The sequence below is a fragment of the Pseudonocardia halophobica genome, from assembly GCF_050948485.1.
Taxonomy (GTDB): Bacteria; Actinomycetota; Actinomycetes; order Mycobacteriales; family Pseudonocardiaceae; genus Pseudonocardia; species Pseudonocardia halophobica.
Map to the genome: position 1 here is coordinate 6,644,841 of NZ_CP192046.1, position 18,673 is coordinate 6,663,513.

The 18,673-nt window shown below is 73.5% G+C and carries 17 protein-coding genes; 7 read left to right on the top strand and 10 right to left on the bottom strand.

Features of this window, described 5'->3' with window-relative positions:
* Window positions 1–159: 159 nt before the first annotated feature.
* Complete coding sequence (locus ACQP04_RS31675) at window positions 160–1,455, top strand: GGDEF domain-containing protein (protein ID WP_433508477.1); 1,296 nt, start codon at window positions 160–162, stop codon at window positions 1,453–1,455.
* Here ACQP04_RS31675 and ACQP04_RS31680 read toward each other — a convergent pair.
* Both ACQP04_RS31680 and ACQP04_RS31685 read right to left on the bottom strand, forming a co-directional pair.
* Window positions 1,452–1,655 carry a hypothetical protein gene (locus tag ACQP04_RS31680; RefSeq protein WP_433504164.1) on the bottom strand — a complete coding sequence of 68 codons (204 nt, stop codon included), beginning with the start codon at window positions 1,653–1,655 and terminating at the stop codon, window positions 1,452–1,454. The genes ACQP04_RS31675 and ACQP04_RS31680 overlap by 4 nt on opposite strands.
* Window positions 1,656–1,665: 10 nt before the next feature.
* Window positions 1,666–4,281 carry a bifunctional FO biosynthesis protein CofGH gene (locus ACQP04_RS31685; RefSeq protein ID WP_433508478.1) on the bottom strand — a complete coding sequence of 872 codons (2,616 nt, stop codon included), beginning with the start codon at window positions 4,279–4,281 and terminating at the stop codon, window positions 1,666–1,668.
* Window positions 4,282–4,382: 101 nt separating this feature from the next.
* Between ACQP04_RS31685 and ACQP04_RS31690 the strand changes: the two genes are divergently transcribed.
* Window positions 4,383–5,210: an alpha/beta hydrolase family esterase gene (locus tag ACQP04_RS31690; protein ID WP_433504165.1), complete on the top strand. Its 828-nt coding sequence runs from the start codon at window positions 4,383–4,385 to the stop codon at window positions 5,208–5,210.
* 315 nt (window positions 5,211–5,525) lie between these two features.
* On the top strand, window positions 5,526–6,014 hold the full coding sequence (locus ACQP04_RS31695; protein WP_433504166.1) for a YbaK/EbsC family protein: 489 nt from the start codon (window positions 5,526–5,528) through the stop codon (window positions 6,012–6,014).
* A gap of 132 nt (window positions 6,015–6,146) precedes the next feature.
* Here the strand turns inward: ACQP04_RS31695 and ACQP04_RS31700 are convergent, their stop codons facing one another.
* The 3 genes from ACQP04_RS31700 to ACQP04_RS31710 all read right to left on the bottom strand — a co-directional run bounded on the left by ACQP04_RS31700 (window position 6,147) and on the right by ACQP04_RS31710 (window position 8,114).
* The gene (locus ACQP04_RS31700; protein WP_433504167.1) at window positions 6,147–6,929 is read right to left on the bottom strand and encodes a protein kinase domain-containing protein; all 783 of its coding nucleotides are present in this window, start codon (window positions 6,927–6,929) and stop codon (window positions 6,147–6,149) included.
* Entirely contained in the window at window positions 6,926–7,708 is a 783-nt protein-coding gene (locus tag ACQP04_RS31705; RefSeq protein ID WP_433504168.1) for an exodeoxyribonuclease III, read from the bottom strand. The genes ACQP04_RS31700 and ACQP04_RS31705 overlap by 4 nt, the downstream gene beginning before the upstream one ends.
* Window positions 7,709–7,769: 61 nt before the next feature.
* On the bottom strand, window positions 7,770–8,114 hold the full coding sequence (locus ACQP04_RS31710; RefSeq protein ID WP_433504169.1) for a hypothetical protein: 345 nt from the start codon (window positions 8,112–8,114) through the stop codon (window positions 7,770–7,772).
* Between the two features lie 204 nt (window positions 8,115–8,318).
* On the opposite strand from ACQP04_RS31710, the gene ACQP04_RS31715 reads away from it, so the two are divergent.
* The gene (locus ACQP04_RS31715) at window positions 8,319–10,532 is read left to right on the top strand and encodes an NADP-dependent isocitrate dehydrogenase (protein WP_433504170.1); all 2,214 of its coding nucleotides are present in this window, start codon (window positions 8,319–8,321) and stop codon (window positions 10,530–10,532) included.
* A 60-nt stretch (window positions 10,533–10,592) separates the two neighbouring features.
* Here the strand turns inward: ACQP04_RS31715 and ACQP04_RS31720 are convergent, their stop codons facing one another.
* Both ACQP04_RS31720 and ACQP04_RS31725 read right to left on the bottom strand, forming a co-directional pair.
* Entirely contained in the window at window positions 10,593–11,909 is a 1,317-nt protein-coding gene (locus ACQP04_RS31720; protein ID WP_037046327.1) for a DUF2252 domain-containing protein, read from the bottom strand.
* Window positions 11,910–11,918: 9 nt separating this feature from the next.
* A complete protein-coding gene (locus ACQP04_RS31725; protein WP_344741194.1) occupies window positions 11,919–12,161 on the bottom strand; it encodes a DUF3017 domain-containing protein in 243 nt (80 codons plus the stop codon).
* Window positions 12,162–12,176: 15 nt separating this feature from the next.
* Here ACQP04_RS31725 and ACQP04_RS31730 point away from each other — a divergent pair, with 15 nt between their 5' ends.
* The 3 genes from ACQP04_RS31730 to ACQP04_RS31740 all read left to right on the top strand — a co-directional run bounded on the left by ACQP04_RS31730 (window position 12,177) and on the right by ACQP04_RS31740 (window position 14,438).
* A complete protein-coding gene (locus ACQP04_RS31730; RefSeq protein WP_433504171.1) occupies window positions 12,177–12,392 on the top strand; it encodes a hypothetical protein in 216 nt (71 codons plus the stop codon).
* A 362-nt stretch (window positions 12,393–12,754) separates the two neighbouring features.
* Window positions 12,755–13,399, top strand: a complete 645-nt coding sequence (locus ACQP04_RS31735; protein WP_433504172.1) for an acetate uptake transporter family protein — start codon at window positions 12,755–12,757, stop codon at window positions 13,397–13,399.
* 382 nt (window positions 13,400–13,781) lie between these two features.
* Window positions 13,782–14,438: a GPR1/FUN34/YaaH family transporter gene (locus ACQP04_RS31740; RefSeq protein WP_433504173.1), complete on the top strand. Its 657-nt coding sequence runs from the start codon at window positions 13,782–13,784 to the stop codon at window positions 14,436–14,438.
* A gap of 49 nt (window positions 14,439–14,487) precedes the next feature.
* On the opposite strand, the gene ACQP04_RS31745 is transcribed toward ACQP04_RS31740, so the two are convergent.
* From ACQP04_RS31745 to ACQP04_RS31755, 3 genes are read right to left on the bottom strand one after another with little or no spacing between them, the layout of a single operon-like run.
* Window positions 14,488–17,859, bottom strand: coding sequence for an error-prone DNA polymerase (locus ACQP04_RS31745; protein ID WP_433504174.1), 3,372 nt, complete (start codon window positions 17,857–17,859; stop codon window positions 14,488–14,490).
* Between the two features lie 27 nt (window positions 17,860–17,886).
* A complete protein-coding gene (locus ACQP04_RS31750; protein ID WP_433504175.1) occupies window positions 17,887–18,234 on the bottom strand; it encodes a thioredoxin family protein in 348 nt (115 codons plus the stop codon).
* A complete protein-coding gene (locus ACQP04_RS31755; protein ID WP_433504176.1) occupies window positions 18,231–18,626 on the bottom strand; it encodes a MerR family transcriptional regulator in 396 nt (131 codons plus the stop codon). Before ACQP04_RS31755 ends, ACQP04_RS31750 begins: the two co-directional genes overlap by 4 nt.
* Between the last annotated feature and the right edge of the window lie 47 nt (window positions 18,627–18,673).

Sequence of the window (18,673 nt, forward strand, 5' to 3'; positions counted from 1 at the left end):
CCGTTTCGGGGCATCCGGATCGAGTGATCGTTTGACTACGCTCAGGTCCGACATCACCAGTTTGGCTGGACAGGAGACTCTCCCGTGGCGCAGTCACCTCGACGGAGGTGCGGGATCACCCGTTGGGCCGTGTGGGCCCAGCCCACTCGGGTGATCGCGATGCTCGCCGTGGTGGAGACACTGGCGTTGGTGCTCGTCGCCCTGTCCTGGTCCGCCTTTCGGCCCACAGTCGGTTCGGCCGTTCTCGCACTCGTGCTGGCCGCGTCGGGCATCGTGCACACCGAGGTGGCCACCGGCGTCGAGCGCGCCCGCCGCCGGGTCGGCGAGAAGTCGTACACCGACCTCTCCACGATCTGGACGTTCGCCGCGGCGCTGCTCCTGCCGGCCGCGCTGGCCACCGCCACGATCACGGTGATCTACACGTACCTGTGGTTCCGGGTGTGGAAACCGGCGCGGTTCCCGCTGTTCCGGCACACCTTCACCACGTCGACGGTGCTGCTCGCGGCGGTTGCCGCGCGGGAGGTCGTCGAGCGGACCGGCGGGTCGGAGGCCTGGTCCACGGGCCTCGCGGGGCTGGCGGCGCTCGCCTGCGCCACGCTCGTCTACGCCGCGGTCAACTCGCTGCTCATCGCCCTGGCCGTGGCCACGAGCAATCCCGACGCCAAGCCCGCGGACCTGTTCGGCCACCTCGACGACGTGGCGGTCGAGGTCGCCACGCTCTGCCTCGGCGCCATGCTCGCGCTCACGCTCACCGTGTCCTGGTGGTTCGTGCTCTTCGCGTTCGTGCCGATCCTGGTGCTGCAGCGGGCGGTCATGTTCCGCGAGCTGGCCGACGCCGCGACCACGGACGGCAAGACCGGCCTGCTCACCGCCACGGCGTGGAACGCCCGCGCCGGCGAGGCGATGGTCCGGGCCCGCCGGGAGCGCACGAGTCTCGCGATGCTGGTCCTCGACCTGGACCACTTCAAGAAGGTCAACGACACCCACGGCCACCTCGCGGGTGACCGTGTGCTCGCCGCGGTGGCCGACGCCGTGCGCGCCGAGGTCCGGGGGGACGACCTGGTGGGTCGCTTCGGCGGCGAGGAGTTCGTGGTCCTGCTCCCCGGCCTGCCGGCGGAGCGCGCGGCCGCCGAGCTGCACGCCGTCGCGGAGCGGATCCGGCAGCGGGTGACCACGCTGGTCGTGCCGGTCGACACGCCGGACGGGCCGCTCTCGATCCGCAACCTCAGCATCTCGGTGGGCGGCACGATGGTGCCCAGGGCGCCCAGCACGACCGTCGAGCAGGCCATGGCCATCGCCGACCGCGCGCTCTACCGGGCCAAGGACTCGGGCCGCAACGCCGTGCGGATCGCCGACCGCTCGCAGCACGGCGCCGCACCACACGGCGACGCGCCGCAGAGCGGCCGGGAGCCCGAGGCCGCGGAGGCCCCGCGCGCGGAGCCCGAGGCCTCCTAGTCGCCGTCCCCGCCGCCGGGGGCGTCCGCCGGCTGGCCCTCGACCGCCGTCCCCACGTCCTCGGCGCCACCGGCCCGGACGACGTGGACCACGCCGTTCTCGAGGTCGATCGGGCCGAGCCGGAACTTCTCGCCGTTGCCGGACTCGCCCGCCTCGTCGGAGATCTTCGGACCGGGGAACAGCTCGCCGAGGACACCCATGCGCGTCAGGCTACGCCGGGGTGAGGGGCAGCAGGGTCGGGCCGGCCTGGCCGGCCGGGGTCAGCTTCGCGACGGGCTCGCGGTAGGTCGTGCTCCGCTGCCGCACCGGGCGGCCGGCGGCCGCGGCGATCGCCGTCAGCTCCTCCACCGAGCGCTCGGAGCCGTTCTCGGAGCCGGCCATGCGGGAGATCGTCTCCTCCATGAGCGTGCCGCCCATGTCGTCCGCCCCGCCGCGGAGGATGTCGGCGGCGAGGTCGTCGCCGAGCTTCACCCAGGAGCACTGGACGTGGTCGATCCGGCCGTGCAGGGCGAGCCGCGCGAAGGCGTGCACCGCGCGGTTGTCCCGCTCGGTGGGCCCGGGCCGGGCGATCCCGGCCAGGTAGATCGGCGCGTTGTGGTGCACGAACGGCAGCGGGACGAACTCGGTGAAGCCGCCCGTGCGGTCCTGGATCGAGGCGAGCGTGCGCAGGTGCCCGAGCCAGTGCCGCGGCTCGTCGACGTGCCCGTACATCATCGTCGACGACGACGGGATCCCCAGCTCGTGCGCCGTGGAGACGACCTCGATCCACTGCGACGCGGGCAGCTTGCCCTTGGTGAGGACCCAGCGGACCTCGTCGTCGAGGATCTCGGCGGCGGTCCCGGGGATGGACCCGAGCCCGGCGGCCTTCAGCTCGGTGAGCCACTCGCGGATCGACACCCCGGCCTTCGACGCCGCGGACACGATCTCCATCGGCGAGAAGGCGTGCACGTGCATCCCCGGCACGGCCTCGCGCACCGCGCGGGCCAGGTCGGCGTAGAAGGTCACGGGCAGCTGCGGGTCGATCCCGCCCTGCACACACACCTCCGTCGCGCCGTCCCGGGCGGCCTCGACCGCGCGCGAGGCGATCTCGGGCAGGGACAGCCGGTAGGCGTCGGCGTCGCGCTCGCGCTGGGCGAAGGCGCAGAACCGGCAGCCGACGTAACAGACGTTGGAGAAGTTGATGTTGCGGTTGACGACGTAGGTGACCTCGTCGCCGTTGACCTGCCGCCGGACGTCGTCGGCGAGCCGGGCCAGCTCCTCCAGCGCCGGGCCCTCGGCGGTCAGCACCGCCATGGCCGCCGCCTCGTTGGCCGGGTCGAGCAGCGCCGCCGGGCTCGACGCGGCCAGGTCCAGCCCGGCGCGGACGTCGCCCGTCAGCCGCTCCGGCGCGCGGGAACGCTGGGCCGCGAGCTCGTCGCGCAACTCGTCCCAGTCGCCGTAGACCGACGCGAAGTCGCCGCGCCGGTCCCCCGTGCGGCCGGTCGTGTCGATGGTGCTGTGCAGGTCGGTGCGGCCGGTCGACTCGAACCCGCCGTCGGGCTCCTGCCACGGCCGCCCCTCGACGACGGCCTGCTCGTCCGCCAGCCCGGTCTCCGGGTCGGCGAGCGCCGCGACGTGCGCGTGCAGCCGGGTGTCGATCCACGGCGAGCCGGCCAGCACGTACTTCGGGTAGGCCGTGAGCCGCTCCCGCAGCGTGAAGCCCGACTCGGCCGAGCGGGCCGCGAGCTCCTCGATGACCGGCCACGGCCGCTCGGGGTTCACGTGGTCCGGCGTGACGGGCGAGACGCCGCCCCAGTCGTCGATCCCGGCCCGCAGCATCAGGGCGAACTCCTCGCCGACCAGGTTCGGCGGGGCCTGCACGCGCATCTTCGGGCCCAGCACCAGCCGGGTCACCGCGATCGTCGCCGCGAGCTCCTCGAGGTCGGCGTCGGGGTCGCCTGCCATCGCCGTGTCGGGCTTGGCCCGGAAGTTCTGCACGATGACTTCCTGGACGTGCCCGTGCGCCCGCGCCGCCGAGCGGATCGCGAAGATCGAGTCCGCGCGCTCGGCGCGGGTCTCCCCGATGCCGATCAGGATGCCGGTCGTGAACGGCACGCCCACGCGTCCCGCGTCGGTCAGCGCCCGCAGCCGGACGGCCGGCTCCTTGTCCGGGCTGCCGTAGTGCGGGCCGCCCTTCTCCGACCAGAGCCGGGTCGCGGTCGTCTCCAGCATCATGCCCATGGACGGGGCGACCGGCTTGAGCCGCGTGAGCTCCTCCCACGACAGCACGCCGGGGTTGAGGTGCGGCAGCAGGCCGGTCTCCTCCAGCACCGCGATCGCACAGGCCCGGACGTAGTCCAGCGTCGAGTCGTAGCCGCGCTCGTCGAGCCACTCGCGCGCCGCCGGCCAGCGGTCCTCGGGCCGGTCCCCGAGCGTGAACAGGGCCTCCTTGCAGCCCTGCGCCGCGCCGGCCCGCGCGATCTCCAGCACCTCGTCGCGCTCGAGGAACGCCGCGGGGAGGCGGTGCGGGACCGTCGCGAAGGTGCAGTAGTGGCACCGGTCCCGGCACAGGCGGGTCAGCGGGATGAAGACCTTCCGCGAGTACGTGACCACGCCGGGGCGGCCGGCGTCGACCAGGCCGGCGTCCCGCACGGTCGACGCGGCGGCGAGCAACGCGTCGAGCTGCTCGCCCCGCGCGGCAAGGAGGACCGCCGCCTCGGTCACGTCGAGCACGGCGCCGTCGCGCGCCCGGCGCAGGGCGCGGCGCACGGCGGACTCCGACGGGGCGGGTTCGGCGGGGCGGGCGGGGTTCTCCGGCGCGGCGGCGGGCACGGGCTCGGGGAGCATCTCGGCCATCCGCCCACACTAGGTCCGGCCCGCCGCCCCGGTCGACCTGCGAGATCATCACAGGACCGGCCGGGAATACCGCAGGGACCTATCCTCGACGCGTGCGCCTCCGCGCCGGCGTCCTCGTGCTGCTCGCCGTGCTGGTGGCGGCGTGTGCGGACGTCCCGGCGACCGACAGCGTCGTCACCCTCGCCACACCGCAGGGCGACCGCACCACGCTCGTGCACCATCCCGCGTCCGCCGAGCCCGGGGCGCCGCTCGTGCTCGTGCTGCACGGCGCGACCGGTACCGCCGAGGGCATGCGCTCCCTGACCGGGTGGGACGAGCTGGCCGAGCGGGAAGGCGTGGTCGTCGCGTACCCGCAGGGCCTCGACCGGACGTGGAACGCGGGCACGTGCTGCGGGAGCTCGGCCGCCCGGGGCGTCGACGACGTCGGCTACCTGCACGAACTCGCCGCCGCGCTCACCGAACGGGAGCGGACCGACCCGCGGCGGGTGTACACCGTGGGGTTCTCCAACGGCGCCATGCTCAGCTACGCCTGGGCCTGCGCCCGGCCGGGCGACCTCGCCGGGATCGGACCCGTGGCCGGGGCCCTGACGGTGCCGTGCCCGGAGCCCGCGCCGGTGCGGGTCGCCGCGGTGGCCGGGACGGCGGACCCGCGGGTGCCCATCGGCGGGCGGCCGGGGCGGGCCTCGCTCGACGCCACACTGGCCCCGTTCCTCGCCGCCGCCTCCTGCGCGGACCCGGCGACAGCCGTGACCGGGCCCGCGACCGTGACGCGCTGGTCGTGTGCGGGTGGGCGAACCGTGGCGCGGGACGTCCTCGCCGGCCGGGACCACACCTGGGCCACCCCCACCTCCGGCCCGGGCACCAGCACCGACCCCGCCGACGCCACGGGGTGGGTGTGGGCGCAACTCTCGGCGCCCTGAACCCCTGTCCCCCCGCGAGTCGGCAGTTCCAGCACCGCGAGTCGGCAGTTCTGGTAGCGCGAGTCGGCAGTTCCGCGGCACCGAGTCGGCAGTTCCCGAAGCCGCGAGTCCCGCTCTGCACCCCCGCGGGTCGCGCTGTGGCCCAGGCAAGTCGCGCCAACACCTCCCGCGAGTCGGGCTGCACCCCCGCGAGTCGTCACCGTGGGCCCCCGCGAGTCGGGAGATCCGGCACCGCGAGTCGGGAGATCCGGCACCGCGAGTCGGGAGTTCCGAATCCGAGTGCCGCCTCGGCGCGGGCCGTGCTGGAATGCGGCCATGCCCGCGCAGGACCACCCCAAGGTGCAGAAGGTGATCGCGGCGCTGCGTGAGGGCGGCGCCGCGGAGGAGCACGTCGAGCGCATGCAGGTGCTTCCCGACGCGGTCACCACGGCCGCCGCGGCCGCCGAGGCGCTCGGCGTCGAGGTCGGCGCGATTGCGAACTCGCTGGTGTTCGACGCCGACGGCGACCCGCTCCTCGTCCTCACCTCCGGCGCGCACCGGGTCGACACCGCGAAGGTTGCAGAACTGGTCGGCGCGGCGGCGGTACGCCGCGCGAGGCCGGACTTCGTCGCGACGGCGACCGGCCAGGCCATCGGCGGGATCGCGCCCGTCGGGCATCCGGCACCGCTGCGCACCCTGGTGGACCGCGCGCTCGAGGCCTACGAGGAGGTGTGGGCCGCGGGCGGCATCGCCCACGCGGTCTTCCCGACGACCTTCGCCGAGCTCGTCGCGGTCACGGGCGGGACACCCGCCGAGGTCGCCTGAGCGGGGCTCCTCCGTAGCTCCCGACTCGCGGTGCCGGATCTCCCGACTCGCGGTGTCGGATCTCCCGACTCGCGGTGTCGGATCTCCCGACTCGCGGGGCCACAGCGCGATTCGCCGGGGGGCGGGCCGGAGTCAGGGGCGGAGGCGTTCCCAGATCTTCCACCACGAACGCCCGGCGGTGCCGGGGGTGGAGCCGTTGCGGCCGAGCATGGCCAGGGCCTCGTCGGCGGTGGGCCTCGCCGCCGGGTCCTCCGCGCGCAGAGCCGCGACCAGCGACGACAGCGGCTCCTCGGTCGCCCCGGCGAAGGCCAGGGTCGCGCCGAGCCCCCACATGTCCGCGGCGGCCGTCGCGGGACCGCCCGCCGCCCGCTCGGGCGCCACGACGCCGTGCGGACCCAGCTGGTCGCGGATCGGCACCCCGGCCTCCTCGGCCGGCAGCGCGAGCCCGACGTCGGCGAGCGCGATGCGGCCGTCGTCGCCCAGCACGACCGCCCCGGGCCGGACCGCGCCGTGCACGAGCTGCCGGTGGTGCGCAGCGCGCAGTGTGCGCAGGAGCACCCGGGCCATGTCGAGCGCGTCGTGGGCGGCGAGCGGACCACCGGAGGCGACGTGGTCGCTCAGCCGCGTCCCGACGGCGAGCTCGGTGACGACGTGGTCGATCCCGCAGTCGGACAGGACGTCGTGCACCGCGAGCAGCCCCGGGTCGGCGAGCGCCCCGATCCGCCGGGCCTCGCGGAGCAGGTGCTCGCGGAACCGCGCGTGCTCGGCGGGGGTCATGTCGGGGACGTGCAGCTCCTGCACGGCGAGGTAGCGCCCGGTCAGCCGGTCCTCGGCACGCCAGACCGGGCCGAGCAGCCCCGCGCCCAGCCCGTCGAGGACGACGTAGCGCCCCCCGATCATCCGGCTCGGGATCACGGCGGCCCGAACCTCACGGTCACCGGGGCGTGGTCCGACCAGCGCGTGTCGTAGCTCGGGGCCCGCTCGACGACGGCGTGCTCGGCCCGGCCGGCGAGCTCGGCGGTGGCGAGGACGTGGTCGATGCGCCAGCCGGCGTCGTTGTCGAAGGCGCGGCCGCGGTAGGACCACCAGGTGTAGGGGCCGTCGACGCCCGGGTGCACGGCGCGCACCACGTCCGTCCAGCCGCTCGCGCACAACGTCGCGATCCACTCGCGCTCGTGCGGGAGGAAGCCGGAGTGCGCGAGGTTGCCCTTCCAGTTGCGGATGTCGGCCTCGGCGGGCGCGATGTTGAAGTCCCCGGCGACGACCATCTCCCGGCCGTCCGCCAGCGCCTTCTCCCGGCGCTCGGCGAGGTGCACGGCGAACGCGGCGAGGAAGCGGTCCTTCTCCTCCTGCTTCGGGGTCCCGGCGCTGCCCTTGGGCAGGTAGAGCGAGGCGACGGTCAGCCCCGGCAGGTCGACCTCGACGTACCGGCCGGTGCCGGCGAACTCGGCCGCACCGATCCCGGTCCGCACCGCGTCGGGCGCCTCCCGGCTCAGCACCGCCACGCCGTTGCGGCCCTTGGCGGCGGCGGGTTCGAGGGTCAGGTGCCACCCGGCGGTCGCGGCGAGGAACCCGGACGGCAGGTCGACGGGCAGCGCGCGCGTCTCCTGCAGGCACACGACGTCCGCCTCGGTCCCGGCGAGCCAGTCCAGGAAGCCCTTGGTCGACGCGGCCCGCACACCGTTGACGTTCACGGAGCTGACGGTCGGCACGCCTAGAGCTTCCCGCAGCGCGCCCGGTCATGCGTGACGGATGTCAGCACGTGCTCCCCGCGGTCGCGGCCAGCCGCTCGTTGACGGCCCACCGGTTGTCGCCGACGAGCTTGCGGAAGCCGTTCTCGATGACGCCGCGTTCGGCGTCGACGAGCTGGCCGGCGCGCAGGGTGTCGACGGGCTCGAACTGGGTGCTGGCGCTGCGGTAGACGTCGAGCGGCGCGCTGCCCTGCACCTCCATCACGCAGCCGGTCTCGCCGGTGGTGCCGGTGCCGCGGAACACGAGCGCGATCACCGCGAGCAGGGTGCCGGCGATCAGCACGAACGCCCAGCCCTTGAAGTACGACGCCTCCAGCTTGGGCACCTTGATCTTCGGCCCCAGCGCCATGACCCCTCCCCGTGACGACCCTCGGGCTCACCGTAGCGGAGCCGACCGCCCTCCCGGGGGTGTGACGTGCACCGTCGCGGGCATCCGGCACCGACCTCGGCACGCACCAGGACGGGCGTACGGGATAGCGTGTCGGGCGGGGAGCGGCGTGCTCCTGTCGTACGGAGCCCACCAGGCGACACGTTTGCGAGGCGCGAAGCAGCGATGAAGGTCATCTACACCTATACGGACGAGGCGCCGGCCCTGGCCACGCACTCCTTCCTGCCGGTCATCGAGGCCTACGCCGGCAAGGCCGGGATCGACGTCGAGACCCGCGACATCTCCCTGGCCGGCCGCATCCTCGCGCAGTTCCCGGACCGGCTGACCGACGCCCAGCGGGTGCCCGACGCGCTGGCCGAGCTCGGCGAGCTGGCCAGGACGCCCGAGGCCAACATCATCAAGCTGCCGAACATCTCGGCCTCGATCCCGCAGCTCAAGGCGGCGATCAAGGAGCTGCAGGCCGCCAGCTACGCGGTGCCGGACTACCCGGAGAACCCGCAGACGGACGAGGAGAAGGCCGCCCGCGCCGCCTACGACGCCGTCAAGGGCTCCGCGGTCAACCCGGTGCTGCGCGAGGGCAACTCGGACCGCCGCGCCCCGGCGTCGGTCAAGGGCTTCGCCAAGAAGCACCCGCACTCGATGGGCGCCTGGTCGCAGGAGTCGAAGTCGCACGTCGCGACCATGTCCGACGGGGACTTCCGGCACTCCGAGAAGTCCGTGACCATCCCGGCCGGGACCACCCTGTTGATCGAGCACACCGCTGCGGACGGCAGCACGACCGTCCTCAAGGAGGGCCTGAAGGTCCTCGAGGGCGAGGTCGTCGACGCCGCGGTGATGCGCGCGTCGGCGCTCAACGCCTTCCTGGCCGAGCAGGTCGCCGACGCCGCCGACAAGGGCGTGCTGTTCTCGGTGCACCTCAAGGCCACGATGATGAAGGTGTCCGACCCGATCCTGTTCGGGCACGCCGTGCGGGCCTACTTCAAGGACGTCTTCGCGCAGTACGGCGAGGACCTCGCGTCCGTCGGGGCGAACCCCAACGACGGACTCGCCTCCATCCTCACCGCGCTGGAGAAGCTCCCCGCGGAGAAGAAGAAGGCGATCGAGGACGCGATCTCCGCCGGCTACACCTCCGGGCCGCGGCTGGCGATGGTCGACTCCTCGCGCGGGATCACCAACCTGCACGTGCCGTCGGACGTGATCATCGACGCGTCGATGCCGGCCGCGATCCGGTCGTCGGGCCAGATGTGGAACGCCGACGACGCCCAGCAGGACACCAAGTTCGTCATCCCGGACTCGTCCTACGCCCCGCTCTACGCCGAGACCGTCGACTTCTGCCGGGAGAACGGCGCCTTCGACCCGACGACCATGGGCACCACCCCGAACGTGGGCCTGATGGCGCAGAAGGCCGAGGAGTACGGCTCACACGACAAGACCTTCGAGATCCAGTCGGCAGGCACCGTCCGCGTCCTCGACGCCGACGGCTCGGTCCTGCTCGAGCACGAGGTCGAGGCCGGCGACATCTGGCGCGCCTGCCAGACCAAGGACGCCCCGATCCGCAACTGGGTCGAGCTGGCAGTCTCGCGGGCCCGCGCCACCGGCTGGCCGGCGGTGTTCTGGCTGGACGAGACCCGCGCCCACGACGCCGAGCTGATCAAGAAGGTGAAGTCGCAGCTCGCCGAGCTCGACACCGACGGCCTGACGATCGAGATCCTCCCGGTCGCCGAGGCCACCCGCTACACCCTCAAGCGCGCCAAGGCGGGCGAGGACACGATCTCGGTCACCGGCAACGTGCTGCGCGACTACCTCACCGACCTCTTCCCGATCCTCGAGCTCGGGACCAGCGCGAAGATGCTCTCGATCGTCCCGCTGATGAACGGCGGCGGCCTGTTCGAGACCGGTGCCGGCGGCTCCGCCCCGAAGCACGTGCAGCAGCTGGTCAAGGAGAACCACCTGCGCTGGGACTCGCTCGGCGAGTTCCTCGCCCTGGCCGTCTCGCTCGAGTTCCTGGCCGACGCCACGGACAACGCCCGCGCCCGCGTGCTCGGCAAGACGCTCGACGCGGCCACGGGCACGCTGCTCGAGACCGGCAAGTCGCCGTCGCGCAAGGTGGGCGAGCTGGACAACCGCGGCTCGCACTTCTACGTCGCGCTGTACTGGGCGCAGGAGCTGGCGCGGCAGACCGAGGACGCCGACCTCGCCGCGATCTTCGCGCCGCTGGCCGAGAAGCTGGCTGCGGCGGAGGAGACCATCGTCGGCGAGCTCAACGGCGTGCAGGGTGAGCCGGTCGACCTGGGCGGCTACTACTACGTCGACAAGACCAAGACCGACTCGGTCATGAAGCCGAGCAGCACGCTGAACGAGGCGCTCGCGAGCTTCTGAGTTCGTTGCACGAGCGGCCCTTTCGTGCGGTAGGTCCGCACGAAAGGGCCGTTCGAGCATTCAGGTGCTGGTGACGCCGGGGATGCGCCCGTCGCGGAAGGCGTCGACGAAGCGCGCGTGGTCCTCGCGGACCTGCGCGGCGTAGGAGTGGGCGAAGTCGGTGACCCAGCCGACGAACTCGTCCTCCCGGCCTCCGACCACGTCCGTGATCGCCTCCTCCGTCTGGAAGTCGACGATCGAGTCGTCGGCGTCGGAGTCCGCCACGCAGTGCACCTTGGCTGTCGCCCGGCCGAGGTACTCCACGACCGGGCCGATCTCGTCGGGCTCGGTGAGCTCCGACCAGTCCAGGTCCGACTCGTACGGCGAGATCTCGCTGACGACGAAACCCACGTCGTCGAGGTCGGTCCACCCGAGGTGCCGGTCGGCGTGGGCCTGCAGGGCGCGCTGCGACAGCACGGTGCGGTGCCCGTGGTGGTGGAAGACCGCGGCGACCTCCGACTCCGGCACCACCCGCGACGGCGCGGCCACGTTGCCCTGCTTCATCGTCAGCACGACGTCGTTGTCCAACGCCTGGTTGTAGCCCTCGACCAGCACCGTGTACGCGGGCAGGCCCGCGGACCCGATCCCGAAGCCGGACTTCCCGGCGACGTCCTTGATCGCGTAGGTGACGCCGGAGTCCCGCTTCGACTCGGGGATGGTGTCGAGGTAGCGCTCGAAGGCCTCGCACACCCGCTCGCGCTCACCGTCGTCGAGCCGACGGACCCCCGGACCGTCCCGCAGGATCCGGTCGAAGCCCTCGGTCTCGGTGATCGAGTCGAGCAGGGCCACGCGGGTGCTGAGCTTCGCCCGCAGCAGCGCCTCCTGCACGGGCCCGTCGCAGGTGTCGAGACGCAGGGAGAAGCTGCGGTCGTCGTCGACGTCGGTGAACGCGCGGACCTGGTCGAGGTAGGCCCGGGCGTAGCGGCCGACCAGCTCGGTGATGTCGTCGTCGGGGATCGCCTTGCGCCAGCACAGCAGCGCGAGACTGGCGGCGAAGCGGGTGACGTCCCAGGTGAAGTGGCCGATGTAGGCCTCGTCGAAGTCGTTGACGTCGAAGATCAGCCGGCCGTCGCCGTCCATGTAGGTGCCGAAGTTCTCGGCGTGCAGGTCGCCCTGGATCCAGATCCGGCCGGTCCGCTCGTCCGCCCACGGGTCCTCCCGCTCGGCGACGTCGGCGTAGAAGAGGCAGGCGCTGCCGCGGTAGAAGGCGAACGGGTCCGCCGCCATCTTCCGGAACTTAGTGCGGAAGGCCGCCGGGTCGGCCGCCATGAGGTCGGAGAACGCGTCGACGAGCGTGTCGACGATCCGCTCGCTCCGGTCTGTCTCCCGAGGTGACATGGCGGGAACCTAGCCCACGGTGAGCGATCCCCGGGTGATCGTGAGCGCGAGCAGGAGCACGGCGATGCCGAACACCGTGTAGCAGACGACGTCGACCACCCGGCCGCGGATCGCCAGCAGCCCGGCGCGCGCGGGCGGGAGCACGCCGCGCAGCAGCGCCGCCACCAGCAGGGACCCGCCGAGCAGGGCGGAGCCCTGGCGCCAGTGCTCGGTGAGCACCTGGACCATGCCGCCCAGCGCGATCAGCAGCACCAGCAGCAGCGCGCCGTGGACCTCGAGCCAGCCGCGGACGCCGCCGCGCTCGTGGACGGCCGGCGGCGGGCCCGCCGGGACCGGCGAGCTCGGTCCCGGCGGGCCCGGGGGCGGGACGGGCGGCGGAAGCGGACCGACGCGCGGGGGGCCGGGCTGCGGTGGCGCGTGCTGTGGACCGGGGTGCGGCGAGCCGGGCTGCGGGGCGGGGTGCGGCGGGCCGGGCTGCTGTGATGCGGGCTGCGGACCGGGGTGCGGGGGGCCGGGCTGCGAGGGGCCGGTTTCCGGCCGGCGGAGCGGGGCGGTCGGCTCGTCACCGCTCGGCAGGTCACCCCGCAGATGGTCGCCGCCGCTCACGTCCGCCATCCTCGCAGAGGGCGCCCACTCCGGGTCCCACCCGGCCGGTGCGCAACCCGCGTCACCCCTTCGTGACCCGCCCCGACGGTCAGCTGACCTGCTCGTCCCCGCGTTGCGTCGCGAAGGTCGAGGTCGTGGTCCGTCCTTTCGTAGGGTCCGCCACCGCTGTGACCCCGCGCACAATCGCACCGCCGGCGTCCACGGACTCCCCTGCCGGCCCACTCGACGAGGAGCACTTCATGAGCGTGGAAAGCGACGTGCAGGCGGGGGCGCATGCCGCTGCCGAGCCGCAGGCGGCCGCCACCCCGGCGCCCAACCCGGCCCTGCTGGGCCTGGTCACCTTCCTGCCCTCCGGGGTCACCCTGGGCCTCTGGTTCCTCGGGTACCTGGACACCGCCACCCTGCCGGGCGGCATGATCCCGATCGTCTCGCTCTCCGCCGGGCTCTTCCTGCTGATCGCCTCGGTGTGGGCGGCCCGGGTGGCCGCCAACGCGGTGTCGGCGATCTTCGGCGTGTTCTCCGCCTTCTGGCTCAGCTTCGGGCTGCTGCTCACCGGGCTCACCAGCGGCTGGTGGGGCGTGACCGACGCCGCCTCCGTGGCGAGCGTGCAGCGGACCTACCTGCTGTCCTTCACCCTGGTGTTCATCCTGCTCACGTTGGCGACGCTGCGCCTGCCGCTGGCCTTCACCGCCGGCTTCGTGTTCGTGGACATCACCTTCGTGCTCGCGTTCCTGGGCGTGAGCACCGGCAACACCGGCCTCTTCCCGATTGCCGGGATCACCACCCTGGTCTTCTGCGCGATCTTCGCCTACATCCTGTTCGACGGCTTCACCCAGGACCTGGGCGGTCGTCCGATGCCGATGGGCAACGCGCTGGTGAAGTGACGCAGGCGGTGCGCCTCGCCGCACCGTCGCGCGACCGGGCCCGGACGTCTCGCCCCGAGGCGTCCGGGCCCCGCTCGTCACCCCGTCTCCTCGGCGCATGCACGACCGGTGGATCGACCACGCGATCTCCGTTCCCGCGACGCCGTCTCGCGCGTCCTTTGAGTAGTGATCCCGCGTCGCCGTGTCCGGACCGTGTCCCGACCGTGTCCGCGCCGTGTCCATACTCGCCTGTTCGGGCGACTCCGCCCAGGTCAGAGGCCTGTTGTGTCAGATTGAGAAACCACGCCGGACCGATGTGGACGTGAATGTGTGTGACGGAGCACACTCCTCGCCCGCGCCCTGGACGCTCCGCTCCCGGATTCCCACCAGTCTGGAGCGTGACATGAGCACTGAGCACGGACTGTCCGAACCCGCCCTCGACCCGGCGGGCGCCGCCGGCCCCGCGGCGCCCGCCGCCCCGCCCGCACCGACCGGCAACCCCGCCCTGCTCGGGCTGCCCGCCTTCCTCGTCGGCGGGATCGGCCTGACGCTGTACCTGTTCGGGTACCTGCCCGCGGCCGCCGTGGGCACTCTCGTCCCGATGACGCTCCTGGTCTCCGGCCTGGGCCTCCTGGTCGCCGGCGTGTGGGCGATCCGGATCGGGCAGGGCGCGGTCGGCGCGATCTTCACCGTGTTCGCGACCTTCTGGCTGAGCTACGGCTACCTCGTGCTCTCGCTGGTCAACGACTGGCTGAAGATCCCGGCGGAGAACGCCGCCGCCGCGCAGGGGACCTTCCTCATCGCCTGGCTCGCGGTGTTCGCGGTGCTCACCCTGGCCACGCTGCGCCTGCCGCTGGCCTTCACCACCCTGTTCGCGCTGGTCACGATCACGGTGGCGCTGGTGCTCACGGCCACGCTGAACGGCTCGACCGGCCTGCTCACCATCGCCGGTATCACCGCGGCGTTGTTCTGCCTCACCGCCGTGTACATCTTCGTCGACGGCATGACGCAGGAGTTGGGCGGACGCGCCCGGCCGATGGGCGCGCCGCTGGTGCGCTGACCCGCTGCCGTCCGAACCCGAGACCTCGCGGGGCTTCCGGTGGGACCGCTCACCGGAAGTCCCGCGACTTCACCGCCACCTTCAGCGGCAACCGCTGCAACCGGTCCGCGACCAGGTTGAGCACGCCCTCGGGGCTCCGCTCCAGCCGGCCGCGGACCAGCAACGCCGCGCTGCCCAGCGCGACCGTGCGGTACCGCGCCCACAGCCCCTCCGAGCAGGTGACGTTGAGCATCCCGCTCTCGTCCTCCAGGTTCACGAACGTGACCCCGCGGGCCGTCGCCGGCCGCTGCCGGTGCGTGACCAGGCCTCCGACCAGCACCCGGGGCGGGGGGTTGTCCGGGTCGAACGGATCGCCCAGGTCCGCCCGCTCCCCGGCGCCCGCCCGCCGGGCCACCTCGTCCAGCCGGTCGATCCGGACCGCGCCCAGCCCCTCGAGCTCCGTACGCAGGTGCTGCAGCGGATGGCTGTCCGGCGAGACCCCCGTGGCCCAGACGTCCGCCACGGTCTCCTCCACCTCCGTCATCCCTGGCAGCGCGGGCGCCGCCAGCCCGACCGCGCTGCCCGGCAGGTGCTCCGGCCGCACCGCCGCGACCACACCGGCCGCCCACAGCGCGGCCCGCCGCTCGATCCCGAAGCAGCCGAACGCCCCCGCGGTGGCCAGCGCCTCCGCCTGCGGCCCGGTGAGCCGCACCCGGCGGGCCAGGTCGGCGAGGTCCCGGTACGGGCCCCCGCGCTCCCGTTCGGCCTCGATCTCCTCGGCGAGCTCGGTGCCGACCGTGCGGATCTCGCGCAGCCCGGTGCGGATCGCCCGCCCCCCGGCGCTCTCCTCGTCCGGCTCGAGGATCGCGGCGGCGCCACCGATGTTGACGTCCGGCCCGCGGACCCGGACCCCGTGCCGCCGGGCATCGGCGACCAGGGACTGCGGGGAGTAGAAGCCCATCGGCTGGGAGTTCAGCAGTGCCGCACAGAAGGCCGCCGGGTGGTAGAGCTTGAACCAGGAGCTGTAGTAGACCAGCGACGCGAAGCTGATCGAGTGGCTCTCCGGGAAGCCGAAGTTGGAGAAGGCCAGCATCTTCCGGAAGATCGTCTCCGCGACGTCGTCCGGGATCCTCCGGGTCGCCATCCCCGCGAAGAACCGCTCCCGCAGCCGCTCCATCTTCTCCGTGGAGCGCTTGGACCCCATGGCGCGGCGCAGCTCGTCCGCGTCGGCGGCGGAGAAGCCCGCCACGTCGACCGCGATCTGCATGAGCTGCTCCTGGAACAGCGGCACGCCGAGGGTCTTCTCCAGCGCGCCCGCCAGCAGCGGGTGGTCGTACTCCCACTCCTCGAGCCCGTTGCGCCGCCGGATGTACGGGTGCACCGAGCCGCCCTGGATCGGCCCGGGCCGGATCAGCGCCACCTCGACGACCAGGTCGTAGAACTCGCGCGGCTTGAGCCGGGGCAGCGTGGCCATCTGCGCCCGGGACTCGACCTGGAACACGCCCACCGAGTCGGCCCGCTGCAGCATCTCGTACACCGCCGGGTCGCTCTCCCCGAGCTCGTGCAGCTCGACCTCGTACCCCTCGTGCTCCTCGACCAGGTCCATCATCAGGTGCAGCGCGGTGAGCATCCCCAGCCCGAGCAGGTCGAACTTGACCAGCCCGGCGGCCGCGCAGTCGTCCTTGTCCCACTGGACGACGGTCCGGTCCTCCATCCGCGCCCACTCCACCGGCACGACCTCGGACACCGGCCGGTCGCAGATCACCATGCCGCCGGAGTGGATCCCGAGGTGCCGCGGGAAGCCGAGCAGCTGGTCGGCCAGGGCCAGCACCGGCACGGGCAGGTCCTCCGGGACGGTCTCGGTGTCCAGCCCCGTCCAGCGCTCGATCCGCTTGCTCCACGCGTCCTGCTGGCCGGGCGAGAAGCCCAGCGCCTTCGCCATGTCCCGGACCGCCGACCGCGGCCGGTAGGTGATCACGTTGGCCACCTGGGCCGCGTGCGTGCGCGCGTACCGCTGGTAGACGTACTGGATCACCTCCTCGCGCCGGCCCGACTCGATGTCGAGGTCGATGTCCGGGTAACCGTCCCGGTCCGGGGAGAGGAACCGCTCGAAGAGCAGGCCGTGGCGCACCGCGTCGACGTTGGTGATGCCCAGCGCGTAGCAGACCGCGGAGTTCGCGGCCGAGCCCCGGCCCTGGCAGAGGATCCCGGCCCGCCGGCAGAAGGCCACGATGTCGGCCACGATCAGGAAGTAGCCCGGGAAGTTCTTGGCCTCGATGATCGCCAGCTCGTGCGCCACCATGTCCGCGGCGAACCGGTTCTCCGCGCGGCTGCCGTACCGCTTCGCGACGCCCTGCCAGGTCAGCGCGCGCAGCCAGGTCGCCTCCGTCTCCCCCGGCGGCACGTCGAAGGGCGGCAGGTCCGGTGCCACCAGCTGCAGCTCGAAGGCCAGCTCCCGGCCCAGCTCCGCCGCCCGGCCCACCGCGCCCGGGTACCGCCGCTCGAACCGGGCCGCCATGGCCGCGCCGCCGCGCAGGTGCGCCCCGCCGGCGGCGGGCAGCCAGGGGTCCGCCTCGTCGAGGCTGCGCCGGGCGCGCACCGCCGCCAGCGCCGACGCCAGGGGGAACCGGTCGGCCGTGGCGTAGTGCGCCCCGGTGGTGGCCACGGTCGGGACGCCGGCCTCGGCCGCCAGCCCGGCCAGCAGGTCGTTGCGCTCGGTGTCGGTGGGCAGGCCCTGGTGGGTGAGCTCGACGGCCACGTTCTCCCGGCCGAACCGCTCGACCAACCCGCGCAGCGCCTCCGCGGCCGCTGCGGGCCCGCCCGCCCGCAGCGCCTGCTGGACCGTGCCCTTGCGGCACCCGGTGAGCGCGACGACCCGGCCGCGGGTGTCCTCGACGACCTCCACCGGGTCGTACACCGGGCGGCCCTTCTCCGCCCCGCGCAGCTGCGCGGCGCTGATCGTGCGGCACAGCGCCCCGTAGCCCTCCGGGCCCCGCGCGAGCAGCAGCAGGTGGCTGCCCTCCGGATCCGGCACACCGTTCTGCGGGGCGGGCAGCCCGAGGCTCAGCTCGGCGCCGAAGACCGTGCGCACGCCCAGCTCGCGCGCGGCCTCGGCGAAGCGGACCACTCCGTACATCCCGTCGTGGTCGGTGAGGCCGATCGCCTCGAGGCCGAGCTCGTGCGCCCGCTCGACCAGCTCCTCGGGATGGCTCGCCCCGTCGAGGAAGCTGAAGTTGGAGTGGCAGTGCAGCTCCGCGTACGGGACGGTCTCCTCCGCAGGACCGGCGTGCGCGGGCGGCGGCTCGTACGGCTCACGCTTGCGCGACCACGCCGGCGAGTCGCCGCCGTCGGCCTCCGGGCCGCCGCGCAGGCTCGAGCCTGCACGGCCCGACAGCGCGGCCTCCAGCTCCTGCCAGGTGACGTCCGGGTTGCTCCATCCCATGCCCCGGAGCGTACTCGAACATCTGTTCTACCGGACCGCCGCGACGGAGTTGTCCACAGGCAGGAACGGCTCCACCGCCGCCCGCACCGCCGCCTTCGGCCGCGCCCCGACGACCTGGGTGACCACCCGCCCGTCGACGTACAGACTCAGCGTCGGCATGCCCATCACCCCGGCCGCGGCCGCGGCCTTCGGGGAGTCGTCGACGTCGAGCGCGACGACCTCCAGCCGCCCCGCCAGCTCGACCGCGAGCTCGGCCAGCACGGGCTTGATCATCCGGCAGGGCGGGCACCAGGTCGCGGTGAAGTCGACCAGCACCGGCCCCGGCGCGCGCAGCACCCGGGCCTCGAAGGTCTCGTCGGTGACGGTCTCGATCACGGTTCCTCCACGGACAGTTCGCACCGGGGTACCGGTGCCCGCTCGCGCAGCGCGGACCGCAGCTGCGCCTCGAGCTCGGCGCGCACCGCACCGAGCCGGGCGAGGGACGCGTCGACCTCGGCGAGCTTCTGCCGGTACACCGCGATCGAGTCGGCGCAGCTCGCGCCGCTCGGGTGGCCCGCGCGCAGGCACTCGACGAAGGGCCGCGTCTCCTCCAGGGACAGGCCCAGCCCGACCAACGCACGGATCTCGGCGAGCGCCCGCAGGTCCTCCTCGCCGTAGGTGCGGTAGCCGTTCGCCCGCCGTCGCGCAGGCAGCAGCCCGAGCTCCTCGTAGTGCCGCAACGCCCGGGGGCTCACCCCGGCCCGCTCCGCCAGCTCGCCGATCCGCATCGTCCGTCCCCCTCCCGCCGGCCGACGCTAGACCTTGCCGCCGACGT